A 17987-nucleotide genomic window follows, 5' to 3' on the forward strand; every position below is an offset into this window, starting at 1 on the left:
CTCCTGAGACAAGAAGAGGGAGGAAACCGACGATAAGGGACGCGTGACGCCGCATCCGGCAGAAGAGCCGGACCGGCCACCCAGTCTGGGCATCCCCCGGGGAGCCCCCGCCGGTCCGGGCACATGATTTGCCGGTACGCGCCGAATCGGGCCGCAGCCCCGGACCGGGTGACGGTCACCACGTCCCGCCACAAGTGCCGGAAGTCCCGGATGTGATTTCATGACAGGCCGATCGGGTTCCAGGAGGTTGGCAAGGTGGGGTTCGGTTCCCGCCTGCGCGCGGTGCGTCAGGCGGCCGGGATGACGATGGAGCAGCTGGCCGAGGTCTCCGGCGTCAGCGCCCGGGCGATCAGCGACATGGAACGCGGTCACAGCAGGGCGCCGCAGGCGCGTACCCTCGCTGCCCTCGCCGAAGCACTCGGCCTGGACGCGCGGCAGCGGGATGAGCTCGGTGAGGCCGCGCGGGAGAGCCGGTCGCCGACCGGCGCCGGACGCCCCCGATGGTGTGAACTCCCCCGCGGCGTCGGTGACTTCGTCGGACGGGCCGGTGAGCTGGCGGCCGCCGCCCGGCACGCGGACCAGGACCGGGCCGACGCACCCGCCCCGGTCGTGGTGGTGCACGGGCAGGCCGGCCTGGGCAAGACCGCGTTCGCCGTGCGGCTCGCCGACGAGCTGCGCGACCGCTGTCCCGACGGCCGGTTCTACCTGGACCTGCGCGGCACCGGCGACGATCCGGTACCGGCCGGTGAGGCGCTGACCCGGTTGCTGCGCGCGCTGGAGATCAGTCCCCGGCAGATCGCCGAGAGTGTCGAGGACCGGTCCAGCCAGTTGCGGGCGGTGCTGCGGGAGCGACGCTGCCTGCTGATCCTGGACAACGCGGCGAACGAGGCCCAGGTCCGGCCGCTGCTGCCCGGCGACGGCCCGGGCCTGGTCGTGGTGACCAGCCGCCGCGTCCTCGGTGGCCTGGAGGGCGTGCTGCGGCTCGCCCTGGACCCGCTCGAACCGGCCGAGTCGGCCGGGCTGCTGCGGGCCATCGCCGCGCAGGCCGCCGGACCGGACGCGGACGACGCGGTGGCCTCGGTGTCGCGCCTGTGCGGGCATCTGCCGCTGGCCCTGCGGATCGCCGGCACCCGGCTCGCCACCCGCCCGGCCTGGACCGTCGAGCACCTCGCCGACCGGCTCGCCGACGCCGACCGCCGCCTGGCCGCCCTCACCGTCGGCGACACCGGGGTGGCCGCCGCCTTCGCGCTCTCGCACGCCCAGCTCTCCGAACCGGCCCGGGCCCTGTTCCGCCGGCTCGCACACGTGCCCGGACCGAGCTTCTCGCCGGAGATCGCCGCGGTGCTCGCCGAGATCGACCCGGCCGAGGCCGCGGACGGCCTCGACGACCTCGTCGATCTGGGGTTGCTGCAACTCGAGCCGGCGGGCAGCGCCCGCTACCGATTCCACGACCTGATCCGGTTGTACGCGACGGAGCGCCTGCGCATCGAGGAGCCGCCCGGCAGTCGCGCCGAGACCGAACGGCGACTGGCCCGGTGGCTGCTGGACACGACGATCGTGGCCGGGCGGTGGTTCGAACCCGCCTACGGCTGTCTCGCCGACGGCTGGGCCGGGCTGATCCCGCTGGCCACCGCCGAGGAGTCCGGTGACTGGCTGCAGGCCGAGGCGGACAACTGGCTCGGTGCGCTGCGCGCCGCCGCCGGCTGGGGCGAGGACCAGCTGGTGGTGGACGTCGCCGAGGCGCTGCACTGGTTCTCCGACACGATGATCTTCTGGGAGGGCTGGTACGAGGTGTACGGCCTGTCCCGCGCCGCGGCGGCCCGGCTGCCCGACCGGCATCAGGAGGTCGCCCACATCAACTACTTCTCCTGGGCGGCCACCCACGCCGCGCACCGGGTCAGCGAGGGCGGCGCGATCGCCAGGGACGCCTACCGGCTCGCCGCCGAGATCGGCGACCGCAAGGAGCAGGCGTGGGCGCTGCACTACATCGGCACCGCCCACCGGTACGCCGGCGAGGTGGAACGGGCGCTGGAGGCCTACTCCGAGGCCCAGCGGCTGGCCGCGGAGATCGGCGAGTACGACAACTACATCCAGCAGTTCCAGGGCATCGGCCTGTTGCTCGCCTCCCTGGGCCGGCATGAGGAGGCCCTGGAGATGTACCGGTCGACGATCCGGGAGCTGGCGGTCCACCCGGTGGCACCGCGGCCCGCGCTGGGCGCCCGCACCGGGTCGCACGCCTTCGCCGCCGAGGCGCTGCTCGACCTGGGCCGCTGGGAGGAGGCGCTGGCCGAGGCGGATCGGGCCCTGCCCCTGGCCCGGCAGTTCGGCGACCCGAGCATGCTCGGTCAGGTGTACCTGACGTTCGGCCGGATCCGGGCCGCCATGGGTGCGGCGGCCCAGGCCCGCGCCGACCTGGCCCGCGCGGAGCAACTGCTGTCCGAGACCCCGCACATGCACAGCAGCCGTCTCGAACTGGCCCGCTCCGGTCTGGCCGCGCTCGAGGGCTGACGGGTTCTGCATATTTTTCTGCATGGTCCCGTCACCCTCCCGCTGGTTCCATGAAGGGGAAGGCGGCGCACCCCTGCGCCGCCCCTCGAAGGGATCACCATGGGCTTCGTCACCACCTCCGACGGCACGCAGATCTACTTCAAGGACTGGGGTGCGGGCCGTCCGGTCGTGCTCAGCCACGGCTGGCCGCTCAACTCGGACAGCTGGGAGGCGCAGCAGCTGTTCCTGGCGAGCAACGGCTACCGTGTGATCGCCCACGACCGTCGCGGCCACGGCAAGTCCGAGCAGACCTGGCACGGCAACGAGATGGACACGTACGCCGCCGATCTGGCCGCCGTGATCGAGCACCTCGACCTGCGCGACGTCACCCTGGTCGGCTTCTCCACCGGTGGCGGCGAGATCTCCCGCTACATCGGCAACCACGGCACGGCCCGGGTCGCGCAGGCCGTACTGGTCTCCGCCGTCCCGCCGCTGATGCTGAAGACCGACGACAACCCGGGCGGCGTGCCGATCGACGTCTTCGACGGCCTGCGGGCGGGTTCGCTGGCCGACCGCGCGCAGCTGTACAAGGATCTCGCGTCCGGCCCGTTCTTCGGCGCCAACCGCCCCGGCGCGCAGGTGTCGCAGGGCTGGCAGGACACGTTCTGGCTGCAGGGCATGGCGGCCGGCGCCCGCAACGCCTACGAGTCGATCGCCGCGTTCTCGGCCACCGACTTCCGGGGTGACCTGGCCAAGTTCGACGTGCCCACGCTGGTCGTCCACGGTGACGACGACCAGGTCGTGCCGTTCGAGGTGGGCGGTCAGGCGTCGGCCGCGTTGATCAAGGACGCCGAGCTGAAGGTGTACGCGGGTGCGCCGCACGGCATCACCGACACCCACAAGGAGCAGCTCAACAACGACCTGCTGGCGTTCCTGAACTCGTACAACGCCTGATCGCGTCCCTCGCCGGACCCGGCGTCTCAGGGGAGCCGGGCCCGGCGGGGGCTCAGGAGAAGGTGAACTCGCCGCCGTAGTCGCGGGTGTGGTCGCGGTAGACCGTGTGGTAGTGGATCTGGTCCTGGATGACGATGCCGTTCTGGCAGACGAACTCCACCCACACACTGGGCCCGTCGATCCGCACGTAATCGGCGTGCGCTGTCAGGCCGGTGGTGCCGGACCAGCCGATGTAGGTCTTGTCCAGCTCGGACTCGTACGTGCTCATCAGGGTCGCCGCGGTCGCGTCGTCGGCGCCCGCCACCCACGGCTCCACCGCGGCCAGGACCAGTTTCTTCTGCTCGTCGGTGAGGGAGCCGGCCGCCAGACCCTGCTTGGTGGCCGGGAACCGGCCGTCCTCTCCCGGGCCGACCAGCACGTCGGTGAAGGTCTGCGACAGCTTCGCCTTCTTCTGTTCGGCTTCGCTGAGGCTGCCGGTCATCGCCAGCAGCGCGGTCTTCATGTCCTCGAGCGGCGCGTGCTCGGTGGAGTCGGCGGTCCAGCTGGTGGGTTCGACGCCGACGAAGAACGGCGACGCCCCGGCGACCTGGCCCGCCTTGTAGGTCATGTCGACGGCGAGGTGGTGGCCGCCGAAGTGCAGCTGCCAGGTGCCGTCGGCGCTGGGGGTGCCGAGGAACGCCATGAAGTAGGTGTCGCTGGAGTAGCCGCTGTCCGCGCTGCCCATGCCGCCACCGGACGGCATGGCACCGCCGCCCGGCCCTCCCGACATCCCGCCGCCGGGGCCACCGGACATGCCACCGCCGGGCCCGCCGGACATGCCGCCGTCCGGGCCGCCGGACGGCATGTCCCCGCCACCGCCCGGGCCGCCGCTCGCGCCGCTGGATCCCTGGATGCTCCCCAGGTAGTCGTCGGCGAGCAGGATCTGGGTGACCCGGTTGTAGCCGCTGGAGGCCCCGGTGCCGAGTGCCGTCATCAGTACGCTCTTGGCCGCGGCGAGTTCCTCGTCGTCGAGCGACCCGAACCGGATGCCGGGCCGGCACGACGACCCGCACGGCAGGTTCGACCAGGCCACCGCGTTGGCCTGGGTGAACTCCAGGTTCACCGCGGCCTTCTCGGTGTCGTCGAGGGTGGCCAGGAACGCGTTGGCCGCCTCCACCACCCCCGCGACCGACTTGTCGTAGGACTTCACCGTCGCGGAGGTGGCGCTGGTGCTGGTGTCCTTGTCGTCGTCGCTGCTCCCGCAGGCCGCCGCGGTGAGAAGGACGACGCCGGTCAGCATCCCGGCGGCCAGACGATTTTTCCGATTGCGCACGCTCTGGACTTTAGTGACTTATCCGGGTTTTCGGACCAGAACCAGCGCTTCGTCGCGCAACGCCGCGTTACGGGCGTACAGCCCCGGTCCCGCCGCGGGGTTCTCCCGCCCGTCGAACCCCCGGTAGTGGCCACCGGCCTCGGTCACGATCAGTGAGATCGCCGCGAAGTCCCAGATCGACCCGCACGTCTGCACCGCCAGGTCCAGTTCACCGCGGGCCACGAGCAGCGGCGGATGCAGCGGCCAGGGCCGCTCGTCGGCGACCGCGATCAGCCGGTCGGCCACCTCACGGTCCCATTGGGGTACGACTCCGAGCCGGCTCCCCGCCACCTCCCGTGGCCCGTCGTCCGCGCCGCCGAGACGTACCTGCTCCTCGATCCGGCCGTCCCGGACCGTCGCCTCGTAGGCTCCGGCCCCCCGCGACGCCCACCAGATCCGCCCCTGCGCCGGCACCACGGCCACGCCCGCGGTGATCTCGCCCTGTTCCTCGAGGGCGACCAGCACCAGCCAGCGGTCGTCGCCCTCGACGAACAGCGCCGTCCCGTCGATCGGGTCGAGGATCCAGCGACGGCTACCGGTCCCGGTCTCGCCCTCCTCCTCGCCGAGGATCGCGTCGTCCGGGCGGGCCGCGGTCAGCACCTCGCGGATCCGGGCCTCGACCGCCCGGTCGGCCCGGGTGACCACGCTGCCGTCGGCCTTGACCTCGCGCGGCAGGCCGTCGAGGGCCGCGAAGTGCCGTATCGCCTCGTCCGCCCCGGCCAGCGCGGCGTCCCGGGCGAGTGTCAGGTCGGGGTGTGTCTGCAGTGTTCGGTTCGCTGTCACGTCACCCATCCTTGCCCCGGGGTTGTCCCGTGACGGTGGAACAGCGTGGGAAAGTTGGAGTAACACCGCGTACTTCGATAGGAACCCTGTGGACCGGATCGCGAGCGGCATCGTCTTCACCACGCCGCCGACCCTGCCCCGGGGCCGCCACGTGCTCAGCCGCGACCAGGTCACCGCCGCCCAGCGCGAGCGGATCCTGATCGCCGCGACCGAGCTGCTCGCCGGGGCCGGCCACCGCGGGTTCGGGGTGCGCGAGATCTGCTCCGAGGCGGCGGTGTCGCGGGCCGCGTTCTACGAGTTCTTCGCCGACAAGGACGCCTGCGTCAACGAGGCGTACGACCGGTTCATCGCGGTGTTCCTCGAACACCTGGCCGCCAGCGGCGCGGCCGCCGTCGACTGGGCCGGCTGCATCCACGACTTCGTCGGGTCCTACCTGCGGACACTGCAGCGGGACCTGGTCGCGGCCCGGGCCTTCCAGGTCGAGATGGACGGGCTCGGCCGGCCCGCCCGCGAACGCCGCCGCGCCGCCATCACCCAGCTCGCCACGTTCATCCGCGACCTGCGGGAGCAGCGTTTCCCCGGCACCGGCGCCGGGGTACCGCTGAGCGCCTACATCGGGGCGATCTACGCGCTGCGCCAGATCGCCTCGGACGCCCTGGACGCGGATCCCGCGCCCGATCTGCCGGCCCTGACCGGCGAACTGTCCGGCTGGCTCTGCCGCCTGGTGGACGCCGGACCGCACCACGAAGGGAATTGACCATGGTGACCTGCGCGGCCCCGGACGCCGAGGAGACCCTGCTCGCCGACCTCCAGCGGAACGCCCCGGCGTCCTTCGGCGCGATGTTCCTGGAACGCGCACGGCGTACCCCCGAGGGATTCTCCTATCGGCGGCCCGCAGCCGACGGCACCTGGCGTGCCCAGACGTGGGCCGAGACCGCGCAGGCGGTCCGGGAGATCGCCGCGGGACTCCTCGGACTGGGGTTGCGCCCGCAGGACCGGGTGGCGATCGCCGCGCCGACCCGGGTCGAGTGGATCGAGGCCGACTTCGGGGTGATGTGCGCGGGCGGCGCCACCACCACGGTCTACCCGTCCTCGTCGGCGGAGGAGATCGCCCACATCCTGACCGATTCCGGCAGCCGGATCGCGATCGTCGAGGACGCCGCGCTGGCCGAGAAGGTTCGGCCGCACGTCGAACACGTGATCGTCATCGACGGTGACGGCGACACCCTCGCGCGGCTGCGCGAGCGCGGGCGGGAGGCGCTCGCCGCCGATCCGGAGCTGGTCGACCGCAGCACCGCGGCGATCGCGCCGGACCACCTGGCGACGCTGATCTACACCTCCGGGACGACCGGCACACCGAAGGGCGTGTGCATCCCGCACTCCGCGTGGGTCTATCAGGGGCTGGCCATCGAGGCGATGGGGATCGTCGGCCCCGGCGACGTGGCCTACCTGTGGCTGCCGCTGTCACACGCGTTCGGCAAGGCGCTGCTCTCCTGCCAGCTGTCGGTCGGTTTCGAGTTCGCGGTGGACGGCGACGTGAGCGCGATCGTGAAGCGTCTCGGCGAGGTCCGTCCGACGATCATGCCGGCCGTGCCACGGATCTTCGAGAAGGTGTACGCGGCGGTGACCGCGACCGGCGGCATCCGGGGCCGGCTCCTCACCTGGGCGATCAAGGCCGGGCACACGAACGTGATCGCGGACCGGCTGGTGCTGTCCAAGGTGCGGGACCGGTTCGGCGGCCGGATGCGGTATTTCATCTGCGGGGCGTCCGCCCTGTCGCCGGACATCGCGGCGTGGTTCGACGCGGTCGGGCTCCCGGTCGCGGAGGGTTACGGGCTGACCGAGTCGTGCGCGACGACGGTGTTCAACCGGCCGCGGGCGGTGGAGTACGGCACGGTGGGACGACCGCTGCCGGGAACCCGGGTGACGATCGCCGAGGACGGGGAGATCCTGCTCAAAGGGCCGGGGCTGATGAGCGGCTATCACGGGCTGCCGTCGGACGACACTCTGCGGGACGGGTGGCTGCGGACCGGGGACATCGGGGAGATCACCGAACGTGGGTCGCTGCGCGTCACCGACCGCAAGAAGGACCTGATCAAGACGTCGAACGGGAAATACGTGGCGCCGGGGGCGGTGGAGGCGCGGATCAAGGCGCTGTGCCCGCTGGTCGGTCAGGTGATCGTGCACGGCGACAATCGGAAGTTCGTCACCGCGTTGATCGATCTCGATCCGGACGAGGCGGCGAAGCGAGGCCTCGGTTCCGACTTCTCCGCGATTTCGCAGTCCGATGAGATACGACACGAGATCTCGGCTTGTATCGACCGGCTGAACGCCGACCTCAACCCCTGGGAGACGATCAAGAAGTTCACCGTGCTCGATCACCACCTCGCGATCGACCAGGGCGAACTCACCCCGTCGCTGAAACTGCGCCGCCGTGTCGTCGAGCAGCGCTACCGCGAACAGCTCGACAGCATGTACACATAGGACCATGCATCGCAGCCGCCTCTTCGGCATCTTCATCGACACCCCGACGGGCGAGGCGGCCGGAGCCGCCGACTTCTGGGCCGGGGCGTTCGGCACGAGCGCGAAACCCGTCCCCGGCGAGGAGGAGTTCATCGCCCTGCACGCGGCGTTCCCCGGCCTGGCCGTCGACGTGCAGGCGATCGGCGGCGAACCCCGGTACCACCTCGACCTGGAGACCGACGACGTGCCGGCCGAGACGGCCCGGCTGCTCGCCCTGGGCGCCACGATGGTCGCCGACCACGGCGGTCACAAGACGCTGCGGGCGCCGGGCGGCCACCTGTTCTGCGTCGTCCCGGTGCAGAGTGCGCAGGAGCTGTTCGACGCGCAGGCGCGCACCTGGCCCTAAGATCATCGATGTGCTGCGCCGCTCCGCATTGATCCTCGCTGTTCTGCTGTCCACCGCCGCCTGCGGCCCGCCGAGGCCACAGGCCAGTCCGGAGCCGTCCTATCCGGTGGTCACCGGCGGGTTCGTCGCGCTGTTGACGCGGCTCCGGGACGCGCCCTTCGCGTACGCGGTCGAGTTCGACGGGATCGATCTGACGATCGCCGCTTCCGGCACCTACGACGCCACGACCCGGCGGTGCGACGAGACATCCTCGATCGGCAACGGCCAAACCGCGCACACCACGCGGCAGATCATCGTCGAAGACGACATATGGACCCGCAGCGCCGGTTCCCCCCGGTGGGGACACCGCACCACCGCCGGGACCGAGGCGACCGACCCGACCGGACTGTCCCGGCTCATCGAGCACGTGACGGACGTTCGCACCGACGGCCCGCACTCCTACCTCGTCCGCCTGCGTTCCGACAACGAGTCGTACCTGCCGGTGGGCGCTGCCGGCGCGCTGGGCGCCGTCACGGGCACGGCGCCGGTGACGTTCGTGGCGGCCACCGACGACGCCGGCCGGCTGACCTCGCTGACCATGGAGACCGTCGGCGGCACGACGGTGGTCACCACGTTCAGCCGGCACGGCGAGCCGGTCACCGTCGCAGCACCAGCAGCCCGTTAGCCGGCACGGTCAGCTCCGCCGACTGTCCGAAACCGTGCATCGCCGGGCCGTCCGCGGGCACCGCCCCGGCGTTCCCGGCACCGATCGGATTCGGACAGTGGTCGTAGTAGTCGCTGTTGAACACCTCGTGCCAGCGTCCCGCCAGCGGCAGCCCGAGACGGTACCCGCGCAGCGTCGACTCACTCAGCGTCAGCACCACCACGACGTCCTGCCCCCGGCCGGGCACCCAACGGTGGAACGCCAGCACCCGGTTGCGCTCGTCGACGGAGAAGACGTTCAGCCCCTCGCCACGCAGGGCGGGCAGCGCACGGCGTACCCCGATGAGGTCCCGGGTGAACCGCAGGAAGTCCGCCATGTGCCGGTCCGCGCCGAACGCGCCGTCCCACCAGATCAGCCGGTCGGTGCGGCCGGGACTGTCCGACCACAGTTTGTCCTCGAGGAACTCCTGGCCCATGAAGATCATCGGCACGCCGGGAGCGGTCAGCAGCAGGGCGGTGGCCACCCGGGAACGGCTTCGCGCGTACCACGACCGGGGGTCGGTGGCGTCAGCCAGCCGGGCGATCCGCGGCGCACGGTGATCGTCCATGTCCAGGACCAGGTCGTGGTTCTCCACGCAGTGATAGGCCTGCCACGATGCCTCCAGGTGGTCCGGCCGCCGCAGGCCCTCCGCCAGACGGAAGATCTTCGCGTACGCGTGAGCACCGCCGGCAACCGCACCCAGCACGTCCCGCACGGCCGTGCGCAACCGGTCGGAATACCCGATGGTGAAGCCCATCCCGGCCGGGGGCCGCTGCACCGCCAGCCACGGATGCTCCGCCCAATACTCGGCGATCAGCGCCGCCGACGGCACCCGATCCCGCAGCGTGCCCGTCATCTCCTGGCAGAACGACCAGCCGCCCATCGCGTCGATCACCGACACCTCGTCGAAGCGCAGACCGTCCGCGTGGTGCTCGGTGAGGAACATCAGCGCGTTGTCGGTGAGGAACTCCCGCACCTGCGGCCGGCCGAACGCGAACACCCGCCCGCCGGCCCAGCCCGCCCCCGAGAAGTAGGCGTTGTTGTGCCCGCCCGGATCGGCCGGGAAATCCACGTAGTCCAGGCTCTGCGGATCGAGGCCGCCGCCCGCGTGGTTGTAGACGACGTCCAGGATCACCGCGATGCCGTACAGGTGGCAGACGTCGACGAACGCCTTCAACTGGTTGGCCTGCCCGGCCAGCTCCTCGTGCTTGAGCGGGCCGGCACCCCGGGCGGCCAGCAGGTCGTTCACCGCCTCCAGGTAGGGCGGCAGCGCCTGCGGGTCGACGCAGTAGTCCATCTCCGGACTGAACAGGTCGGTCCCGTTGTAGCCCAGACTCCACTCCCCCTGGAACTCCACCACCGGCAGCGGCTGCACGGCGGTCACGCCCAGATCGGCGAGGTACGGCACCCGCTGCACGGCATCCAGCAACTTCGCCGTCCGGTGCGCCCGCCGGTCCCGCCCGTGCGCGTCGGTCGCCGAGAACACCCCGACGTGGAACTGGTACACGATCAGATCGGCGAAGTCCGGCGACGTCCAGCCGTGGTCGTGCCACGGATAGGCGCGATCGTCGACGACCAGGGCGTCACACTCCGGATAGCCGTACAGTTCCAGCTCCCGCGCGTAGGGGTCACGTTTGAAGCCCTCGCCGCCGTCGCCCACCACATAGAAGCGGTATTTCGTCCCCGCCGTGACGCCGGCGAAGAACCCGGTCCAGTCCCCGGTCTCCGGCCGGAACACCAGCTCCTCCTCCGGCACCGGGCGATGGTCGAAGACACCGTGGAACGAGATGTGGACACTGCGCGCGGCCGGCGCCCAGAACCGGAACGTCGCGCCGCCGTCCACCAGGACCGACCCGCGCGGGGTCGCCGCCGTGATGTGCTCCTGTGAGGCCGCCATACCCCGTACGGTAGAAGCGCCGGGAGATCGATGGGCTCAACCGTCGAGGTGGAACAGGCCGGCCGCGTTCGTGGCGAGCAGCAACCAGCGCAGATGCGGCTGCGGGTCGTGAAGGTGACAGGTCGCCTGCCGCGCCTCGGCCACCCGCCGGGCCGCCACGAGCATCCGCAGACCGGCGGCGTCGCAGAAGTCCACGCCGGCGACGTCGATGTGGATCTGCCGAACCGGGGCGCCCAGCCCGATCAGGTCCTGCACCTGGGTGAGATCGTAGAGCTGGGACTGCAGCGCCTCGGCGGACATCGCGTCCAGGCTGCCCTGCAGCGTGATCAGCAGCCGGTCCCCGTCACGGGCGCCGGCGATCCGGGTGGCGCCCGCGCTCACGCGCGGACCCCTTCTCCGCACCCACTCCCACTCGCGCCGGTGGCGGGTGTCGTCGCGTCGCCGGTCATGCTGGCACCTCCGGGCGGGACCGGACGATCGCCCAGACCAGTTTGCCGCTGCGGGCCGGCAGCGCGCCCCACGAGGAGGCCGCGGCGCCGACGATCCGCAGGCCGAGCCCCCGGTCCACCAGTGACGGGCCGAGCAGCCCGGGCACCGGCTCGCGCAGCCGGGGCAGGTCGGAGTCCCCGTCGTAGACGGCCAGGTGCACGGCGGAGGCCGTCCCCGCACCGCGCGGGGAGACCGTCACCTCGATGTCGGTGCCGGCGTGTTCGGCGGCGTTCACCACCAGTTCGGAGACGACGAGCCGGGAACGTTCCCCCAGGTGCCGCAGGTCCCAGCCGGAGCAGGCCTCGGTGACCAGTGCCCGGGCCTGCACCGCACTGGCCGGATCCGGCGGGAGCACCAGGTGCAGCCGGCCGGGCAGCGTCCGGCGCCCGGCGAGCGCGTCACGGGCCTGCGGGACGGTCGCGTACAGCACCAGCCAGTCGCGGCCCCCGAGCCTGCGCAGGCGACCCGCCAGCGGATCGTCCGGGGCGAGACAGACCGCCACGGCGACCGGCGGGTGCATGGCGGCACCCTGCGCGCAGGCGGTGAGCCAGAGCGGCGCGCTGACCGCGTGCGGGTCACTCAACTCGTGCAGGTCGATGATCAGGGCGGTGGGGTGTTCGGCGAGACACTTGTCGACGACGGTGCGCGCCTGGACGGAGAGCGTCCTGTCCCACACGCCCCAGACGGTGAACTCGATGACCGAGGTGTCCGCGTCGATGACCGCCAGCACCGACTCCGATCTCGTGTCACCGGACCATCCGATCAGATGCGGTGAGCCCGCGCTCATGTCCTTCCTCCGGCCGACGCAATCAGCGATATCAATCACTGCCGTCGCAATTCTTGATTTTTCCGGAAGATCTCGTCAACGGAGATTCACCATCCGCCACGATCACCGCCCCGGACCGGGGCCGTACCGAGACCTCACACCGGTTGACCACCTGGCCCGACAGTCCGAACCGAGGCCGTACCGAGACCTCACACCGGCGTCGCGACGCGACACGGATGGGCGGCGGGCCCGCGACGTCGTTGTCGCGAGCCCGAACACCACTCATGTTCCTTCCCCCGGCGACGGCCCGTAAACGCATGCCGCCGCGGAAGAGCCCTACTGGCCGCCCTGCAACGCCAGCACACCCCGGTTGACCGCGGTCACCGCCTTGCGGGCCGTCGCCTTGACGCTCGGCGACGCGGCCGACGCCTCCCGGATCTGGCCCAGCAGGTCGAGCACCTGCCGCGCCCAGCGCACGAAGTCACCGGCGGGCATGTCCGTGTCGTGCTGGTTGCCGCTGGCCAGCACCTTGGCCAGCGGTTCACCCCGGGCCCAGCGGAACATCGGCCACACGAAACCGGGGTCGGGTTCCCGGGTCAGCGACAGCCCGTGCTCCGCCTCGTCGGCGGCGATCTCCCCCCAGAGCTTGGCGCAGGAATCCACCGCAGCGGTGATCGGGCCCTTCGGCACGGAGGCCCGATCCTCCCCCTCGCGGCGCGACTCGTAGAGCACCATCGACACCGCGGCGGCCAACTCGTCCGGGGCCAGACCGTCCCAGACACCCTGCCGCAGGCACTCGGCGATCAGCAGGTCGGCCTCGGACCAGATCCGGCCGAGCATCCGGCCGTCCTCGGTGACCTCACCGTCGGAGGAGAGATAGCCCCGGGCGGTCAGCACCGCGCACACCTGGTCGAAGGTGCGGGCCAGCGAACCGGTGCGGCCGGCCACCTTGTCACGCAGCGCGTCGGTGTCCCGCGACAGGCGGTGCCGGCGCTCGGCGAAGCGGGCGTGGTCCTCCCGCTCCGGGCAGGCGTGGCACGGGTGCTGCCGCATCCGCACCTTGAGCAGGGCCACCTCGGCGTCCTCACCGGGGTTGCCCTTGCTGCGGCCGGACCGCCGGCGGTCCGGGTGCCGGTCCAGTCCGGTCGCGGACACCTGCGCGGCCAGGTCACGGCGGGACGCGGGCGAGCGGGGGTTGAAACTCTTCGGCACCCGCAGATGCGCCAGCACCTCGGCGGCACCCCCGAAGTCGCCCGGCCCGATCCGGCCGGCCCACCGATCCTGGGTCAGCACCAGCGGCCGCGGCTCACCGAACCCGCCGGTCGCCGGCTCGACCACCACGGCCAGGCCGGCCCGGCGGCCCTGCGGCACCCGGATCACGTCACCGGCACGCAGCCGTTCCAGCGACGAGACCGCCGCCGACCGGCGCTGCTGCACGCCCTGGCGGGACAGCGACTTCTCCCGGTCGGCGATGGCGACCCGGATCGCGAAATACTCGTCGAAGTCGCCGTGGTGGCAGGCGCCGTCCGACCCGTACGTCTCCATGGTCTCGACGTTGCGCTGCACCTGCCGCGCCAGACCGACCACCGACCGGTCCGCCTGGAACTGCGCGAAGCTGGACTCCAGCAGCTCCCGGGACTTGTCCGCACCGACCGTGCCGACCAGGTTCACCGCCATGTTGTACGACGGACGAAACGACGACCGCAGCGGGAACGTGCGCGTGGAGGCGAGGCCGGCCACCTGCCGCGGGTCGATGTCCGGGCTCCAGAGGACCACGGCGTGACCCTCGACGTCGATGCCGCGGCGCCCGGCCCGGCCGGTCAGCTGGGTGTACTCCCCCGGGGTCAGGTCGACGTGCGCCTCACCGTTGAACTTGACCAGCCGTTCGAGCACGACGCAGCGGGCCGGCATGTTGATGCCCAGCGCCAGGGTCTCGGTGGCGAAGACCGCCTTGACCAGGCCCCGCACGAAACACTCCTCGACCGCCTCCTTGAAGGCGGGAAGCATGCCGGCATGGTGGGCGGCGACCCCGCGCTCCAGCCCGTCGAGCCACTCCCAGTAGCCCAGCACGGAGAGGTCCTCAGCCGGGATGTTCGCCACCTTGGCCGACACGATGCGCCGGATCTCGGCCCGCTCGTCGGCATCGGTCAGCCGCAGGCCGGCCGCCAGGCACTGCTGCACCGCGGCGGCGCACCCCGCCCGGCTGAAGATGAACAGGATCGCCGGCAGCAGGCCGGCGCGTTCCAGCCGGTCGACGACCTCGGCCCGGGGTGGCGGCTGCCAGCGGCGGGTCCGGTTGCCGCCCCGCCCGTTCCACCCGCCGGACCGGTCGGTCAGCTCCAGCCGCCGGTCCATCTCCCGGGTGTAGCGCAGCAGCTCCGGGTGCACGTCGTGCTTCTTCGCCGCGTCGGCGTCGTGGAACAGGTCGAACATCCGGCGGCCGACCAGCATGTGCTGCCACAGCGGCACCGGCCGGTGCTCGCTGACCACCACCTCGGTCTCGCCGCGGACGGTGACCAGCCAGTCGGCGAACTCCTCGTAGTTGCTCACCGTCGCGGACAGTGAGACCAGCGTCACCGAGGAGGGCAGGTGGATGATCACCTCTTCCCAGACGGCGCCACGGAACCGGTCGGCGAGGTAGTGCACCTCGTCCATCACCACATACGCCAGGTTGCGCAGCTGCTCGGAACCGGAGTAGAGCATGTTGCGCAGCACCTCGGTGGTCATCACCACCACCGGGGCATCGCCGTTGATCGTGTTGTCGCCGGTCAGCAGACCGACCTTGTCCGCACCGTACCGAGCCACCAGATCGTGGTATTTCTGATTGGACAGCGCCTTGATCGGGGTGGTGTAGAAGCACTTGCGTGCCCCGTCGCGCAGCGCCAGATGCACCGCGAACTCACCCACCACGGTCTTGCCGGCGCCCGTCGGCGCACACACCAGGACCCCGTTGCCGCGCTCCAGGACCTCACAGGCCTCACGCTGGAAATCGTCCAGGTCGAAGCCCACGTCGAGCATGAAGTCCTCGAGGGCCGGGAAGGCCGCGACCCGCGCCGCCCGCCGCTGTGATTCCGCATATCGTTCGGCGGGACTAGTCATGACCACCAGGCTAGTTCGTGGATATGACAATTTGCGACACGGTATGTGGCCGTCGGGTCGCTCCGGCGGCCTCGGTAAGGTGCACGGCGTGCCGGATGTCAACGAGAAGACCGATCACCCACCACATACCGTACGACCGGTGGAGGCGGTGCTCTTCGACTTCCACGGCACGCTGGCCCAGGTGGAAGACCCGGTCAGCTGGGTTCTGGCGGCCGCCGCCACCTGCGGGACCACCCTCGACCGGGGCAAGGCGACGATCCTCGCCGACCGGCTGCTGACCGCCGGGCGCGCCGGCGGTCCCCTGCCGCACCGGGTGCCGCCGCACCTCGCCGAGGACTGGGCCGACCGCGATCTCTACGCGCACGCCCACCGCGCCGCCTACACCGGTCTGGCCGCGACCGTGCACACCGACGTGGCCGGTCTCGCCGACGCGCTCTACGACCGGCTGCTCGTTCCGGAGGGCTGGCTGCCCTACCCGGACACCGAGCCGACCCTGCGACGCCTGCACGCCGGTGGCGTCAAGGTCGGCGTGGTCAGCAACATCGGTTTCGACATCCGTCCCCTGTTCGCGGCGTGGGGGCTGGACGGGCTGGTCGACGCGTACGCCCTCAGTTACGAGGTGGGACGCACCAAACCCGATCCGGCGATCTTCCTGCGCGCCTGCGGCATGCTGGGCGCCGACCCGGAACGCACCCTGATGGTCGGCGACAGCCCGGCCGACGCGGGCGCGGTGGCGGCGGGCTGTGCCGCCCTGGTCCTGCCGGCTGCCGAGCCGGGCCGCACCAACGGCCTGGGCGCCACGCTGGCCCTGGCCGGCTTCGCCGACTGAACAAGCCGAGCGGCCTGACGGGCCCGGCTGGTGGGGCTGAACAAGCCGAGCAGGCTGACGGATGACGGGCCCGGTTCGTCGGCTGAACAGGGCCGGGTCAGCGGATTCGCCACTCCTCTAGGCACGTTTCGTGGTCAGGGTGCGAAGCCCATCCGCGTGGTGATTTCGGGCGCGCTGGACGCCCCAATTCACCACACCCCTGGTTGTGTGGTGAATACGGGCGCGCTGGGCGCCCGAAGTCACCACGCTGTTGTGGGCGTGGTGAATTCGGGCGCGCTGGACGCCCCAATTCACCACACCCCTGGTGGTGTGTTGAATTCGGGCGTGCTGGGCGCCCGAAAACACCACGCCCATCACAGGTGTGACGACTTCGGGCGCCCAGCGCGCCTGAAGTCACCACGCGGACGGGCTTCGCACCGTGACCACGGCGCGTGTCTAGATGTACTTGTCGACCATGGTGCCCTGACGGCCGGGCCGGCTCGTCCGAGGCGGGGCCAGTGGTTCCTTCGGTTCGGACTGGACCTCCGGTGCGGTCGTCGCGGCCGCCGCCATCGCCCTGAAGGCGTGACGGGCGTTGCCGAGGATCGACGACGCCATCGAGCTGAACGACGGCGTGCTGCTGTTGATCGGGCTCATCGACATGCCACCACGATCGGCCCGCGACGAAGAATCTGACCCCGCGCACCGCCCGGCAACCGTATTGCACCCGAACCGCAATTGACCTGCGGAAAGCACATCGCGGTGCCGGTCTCCCCCACAGGGGTTCGACCGGCACCGCGATGGGTGCCCTCGTCACCGACCATCAGGTCATGTCATGTCGTCGTAGCGGCGCTCCAGCGACTGCGGCTTGTCCACCGGGGCGGGTGCCTCGACCGCTGTCGGGGCCTCCACCGGGTCGGACGCGCCGACCGGCACGCGTTCCTCCGCGAGCGGCGAGATGGCGTCGTCGTCCAGGCCGGAGTAGATCTCCTTGCCGCGTCCGGTCCGCTTGTCGTTGAGGAACGACACCCCGACCGCGATGAAGTAGAGCAACGTCATGCAGCCGGCCAGCATGATCATGCCGAACGGTCCCGGGTCGGGGGTGGCGACCGCGGAGAACGCGAAGCACAGGAAGATCACCGCTCGCCACCAGCTGAGCAGCCGCTTCGCCGACACCACGCCGGTGAAGTTCAGCATCAGCAGGACCAGCGGGAACTCGAAGCCCACGCCGAACAGCAGGATCATCGTGGTGACGAACCCGATGTACGACGTGACCTCGAGCTGTTGGGAGTCCTGCAGGACGCCGGCCTCCATGATGAACGCCAGACCGTGCTGCACCACGAAGTAGGCGAGCACGGCGCCGCCGATGAACAGCGGCGCGGCGATCAGCACGAAGACGTAGGCCCACTTGCGCTCGTGACGGTGCAGGCCGGGCGCGATGAACGCCCACAGCTGGAACAACCAGATCGGGGCACCGACGATGAGGCCGATCCACAGCGCGATCTTCAGTTTGAGGATCAGGCCGTCGGTGGCGCCCAGCGTGAGGAACTTGCACTCCGCGACGCCTTTGGCGTTCAGCACCCAAGAGCTCTCCAGCGCGCAGTACGGCCCGCTGAGCATGTGGAAGGTCCAGTTGGCCAGGAAGAAGCCGACGATCAGGCCGCCGACGATGCCGAGCGAGGCCCAGAAGAGGCGGTTACGCAACTCCCGGACGTGCTCGATGAGCGTCATGGAGCCGTCGGCGGCCTGCTCGAACTTCGAGGGTCCCTTTGATTTGGGGCGCAGGCTCAGTGCCATCGACT

The 17987-nt window shown here is 71.1% G+C and carries 15 protein-coding genes; 7 read left to right on the forward strand and 8 right to left on the reverse strand.

The window, feature by feature from the left end; genetic code table 11:
- The first annotated feature begins 255 nt into the window (after positions 1-255).
- A complete protein-coding gene (locus WH85_RS17505) occupies positions 256-2508 on the forward strand; it encodes an ATP-binding protein (protein WP_245673979.1) in 2253 nt (750 codons plus the stop codon).
- A 99-nt stretch (positions 2509-2607) separates the two neighbouring features.
- Positions 2608-3441, forward strand: a complete 834-nt coding sequence (locus WH85_RS17510; protein WP_045742941.1) for an alpha/beta fold hydrolase — start codon at positions 2608-2610, stop codon at positions 3439-3441.
- A 52-nt stretch (positions 3442-3493) separates the two neighbouring features.
- Here the strand turns inward: WH85_RS17510 and WH85_RS17515 are convergent, their stop codons facing one another.
- Complete coding sequence (locus tag WH85_RS17515; RefSeq protein WP_245673980.1) at positions 3494-4753, reverse strand: DUF3500 domain-containing protein; 1260 nt, start codon at positions 4751-4753, stop codon at positions 3494-3496.
- Positions 4754-4771: 18 nt separating this feature from the next.
- Positions 4772-5575: an inositol monophosphatase family protein gene (locus tag WH85_RS17520; protein ID WP_245673981.1), complete on the reverse strand. Its 804-nt coding sequence runs from the start codon at positions 5573-5575 to the stop codon at positions 4772-4774.
- An 88-nt stretch (positions 5576-5663) separates the two neighbouring features.
- Between WH85_RS17520 and WH85_RS17525 the strand changes: the two genes are divergently transcribed.
- Genes WH85_RS17525 through WH85_RS17540 form a run of 4 tightly spaced genes read left to right on the forward strand, consistent with a single transcriptional unit; the run spans position 5664 to position 9108 of the window.
- Positions 5664-6332, forward strand: a complete 669-nt coding sequence (locus tag WH85_RS17525) for a TetR/AcrR family transcriptional regulator (RefSeq protein WP_045742944.1) — start codon at positions 5664-5666, stop codon at positions 6330-6332.
- Between the two features lie 2 nt (positions 6333-6334).
- Entirely contained in the window at positions 6335-8059 is a 1725-nt protein-coding gene (locus WH85_RS17530) for an AMP-dependent synthetase/ligase (RefSeq protein ID WP_045742945.1), read from the forward strand.
- Between the two features lie 4 nt (positions 8060-8063).
- Positions 8064-8444, forward strand: a complete 381-nt coding sequence (locus WH85_RS17535; protein WP_045742946.1) for a VOC family protein — start codon at positions 8064-8066, stop codon at positions 8442-8444.
- A 10-nt stretch (positions 8445-8454) separates the two neighbouring features.
- Complete coding sequence (locus WH85_RS17540; protein ID WP_157411064.1) at positions 8455-9108, forward strand: hypothetical protein; 654 nt, start codon at positions 8455-8457, stop codon at positions 9106-9108.
- On the opposite strand, the gene WH85_RS17545 is transcribed toward WH85_RS17540, so the two are convergent.
- The 4 genes from WH85_RS17545 to WH85_RS17560 form a co-directional block, all read right to left on the reverse strand.
- A complete protein-coding gene (locus WH85_RS17545; protein WP_045742948.1) occupies positions 9080-11023 on the reverse strand; it encodes an alpha amylase C-terminal domain-containing protein in 1944 nt (647 codons plus the stop codon). The genes WH85_RS17540 and WH85_RS17545 overlap by 29 nt on opposite strands.
- Before the next feature lie 36 nt (positions 11024-11059).
- Entirely contained in the window at positions 11060-11404 is a 345-nt protein-coding gene (locus WH85_RS17550; protein WP_045742949.1) for an STAS domain-containing protein, read from the reverse strand.
- A 64-nt stretch (positions 11405-11468) separates the two neighbouring features.
- Entirely contained in the window at positions 11469-12299 is an 831-nt protein-coding gene (locus WH85_RS17555) for an ATP-binding protein (RefSeq protein ID WP_045742950.1), read from the reverse strand.
- Positions 12300-12614: 315 nt separating this feature from the next.
- Positions 12615-15377 (reverse strand): DEAD/DEAH box helicase, encoded by a 2763-nt coding sequence (locus WH85_RS17560; protein ID WP_045742951.1) that lies wholly within the window; start codon positions 15375-15377, stop codon positions 12615-12617.
- A 79-nt stretch (positions 15378-15456) separates the two neighbouring features.
- Between WH85_RS17560 and WH85_RS17565 the strand changes: the two genes are divergently transcribed.
- Positions 15457-16206, forward strand: coding sequence for an HAD family hydrolase (locus tag WH85_RS17565; RefSeq protein WP_045742993.1), 750 nt, complete (start codon positions 15457-15459; stop codon positions 16204-16206).
- A 435-nt stretch (positions 16207-16641) separates the two neighbouring features.
- On the opposite strand, the gene WH85_RS17570 is transcribed toward WH85_RS17565, so the two are convergent.
- The gene (locus WH85_RS17570; RefSeq protein WP_045742952.1) at positions 16642-16848 is read right to left on the reverse strand and encodes a hypothetical protein; all 207 of its coding nucleotides are present in this window, start codon (positions 16846-16848) and stop codon (positions 16642-16644) included.
- Between the two features lie 165 nt (positions 16849-17013).
- Entirely contained in the window at positions 17014-17982 is a 969-nt protein-coding gene (gene tatC, locus WH85_RS17575; RefSeq protein WP_045742953.1) for a twin-arginine translocase subunit TatC, read from the reverse strand.
- Between the last annotated feature and the right edge of the window lie 5 nt (positions 17983-17987).

Origin of the sequence: Actinoplanes rectilineatus (assembly GCF_000962825.1) — a bacterium.
GTDB lineage: Bacteria > Actinomycetota > Actinomycetes > Mycobacteriales > Micromonosporaceae > Actinoplanes > Actinoplanes rectilineatus.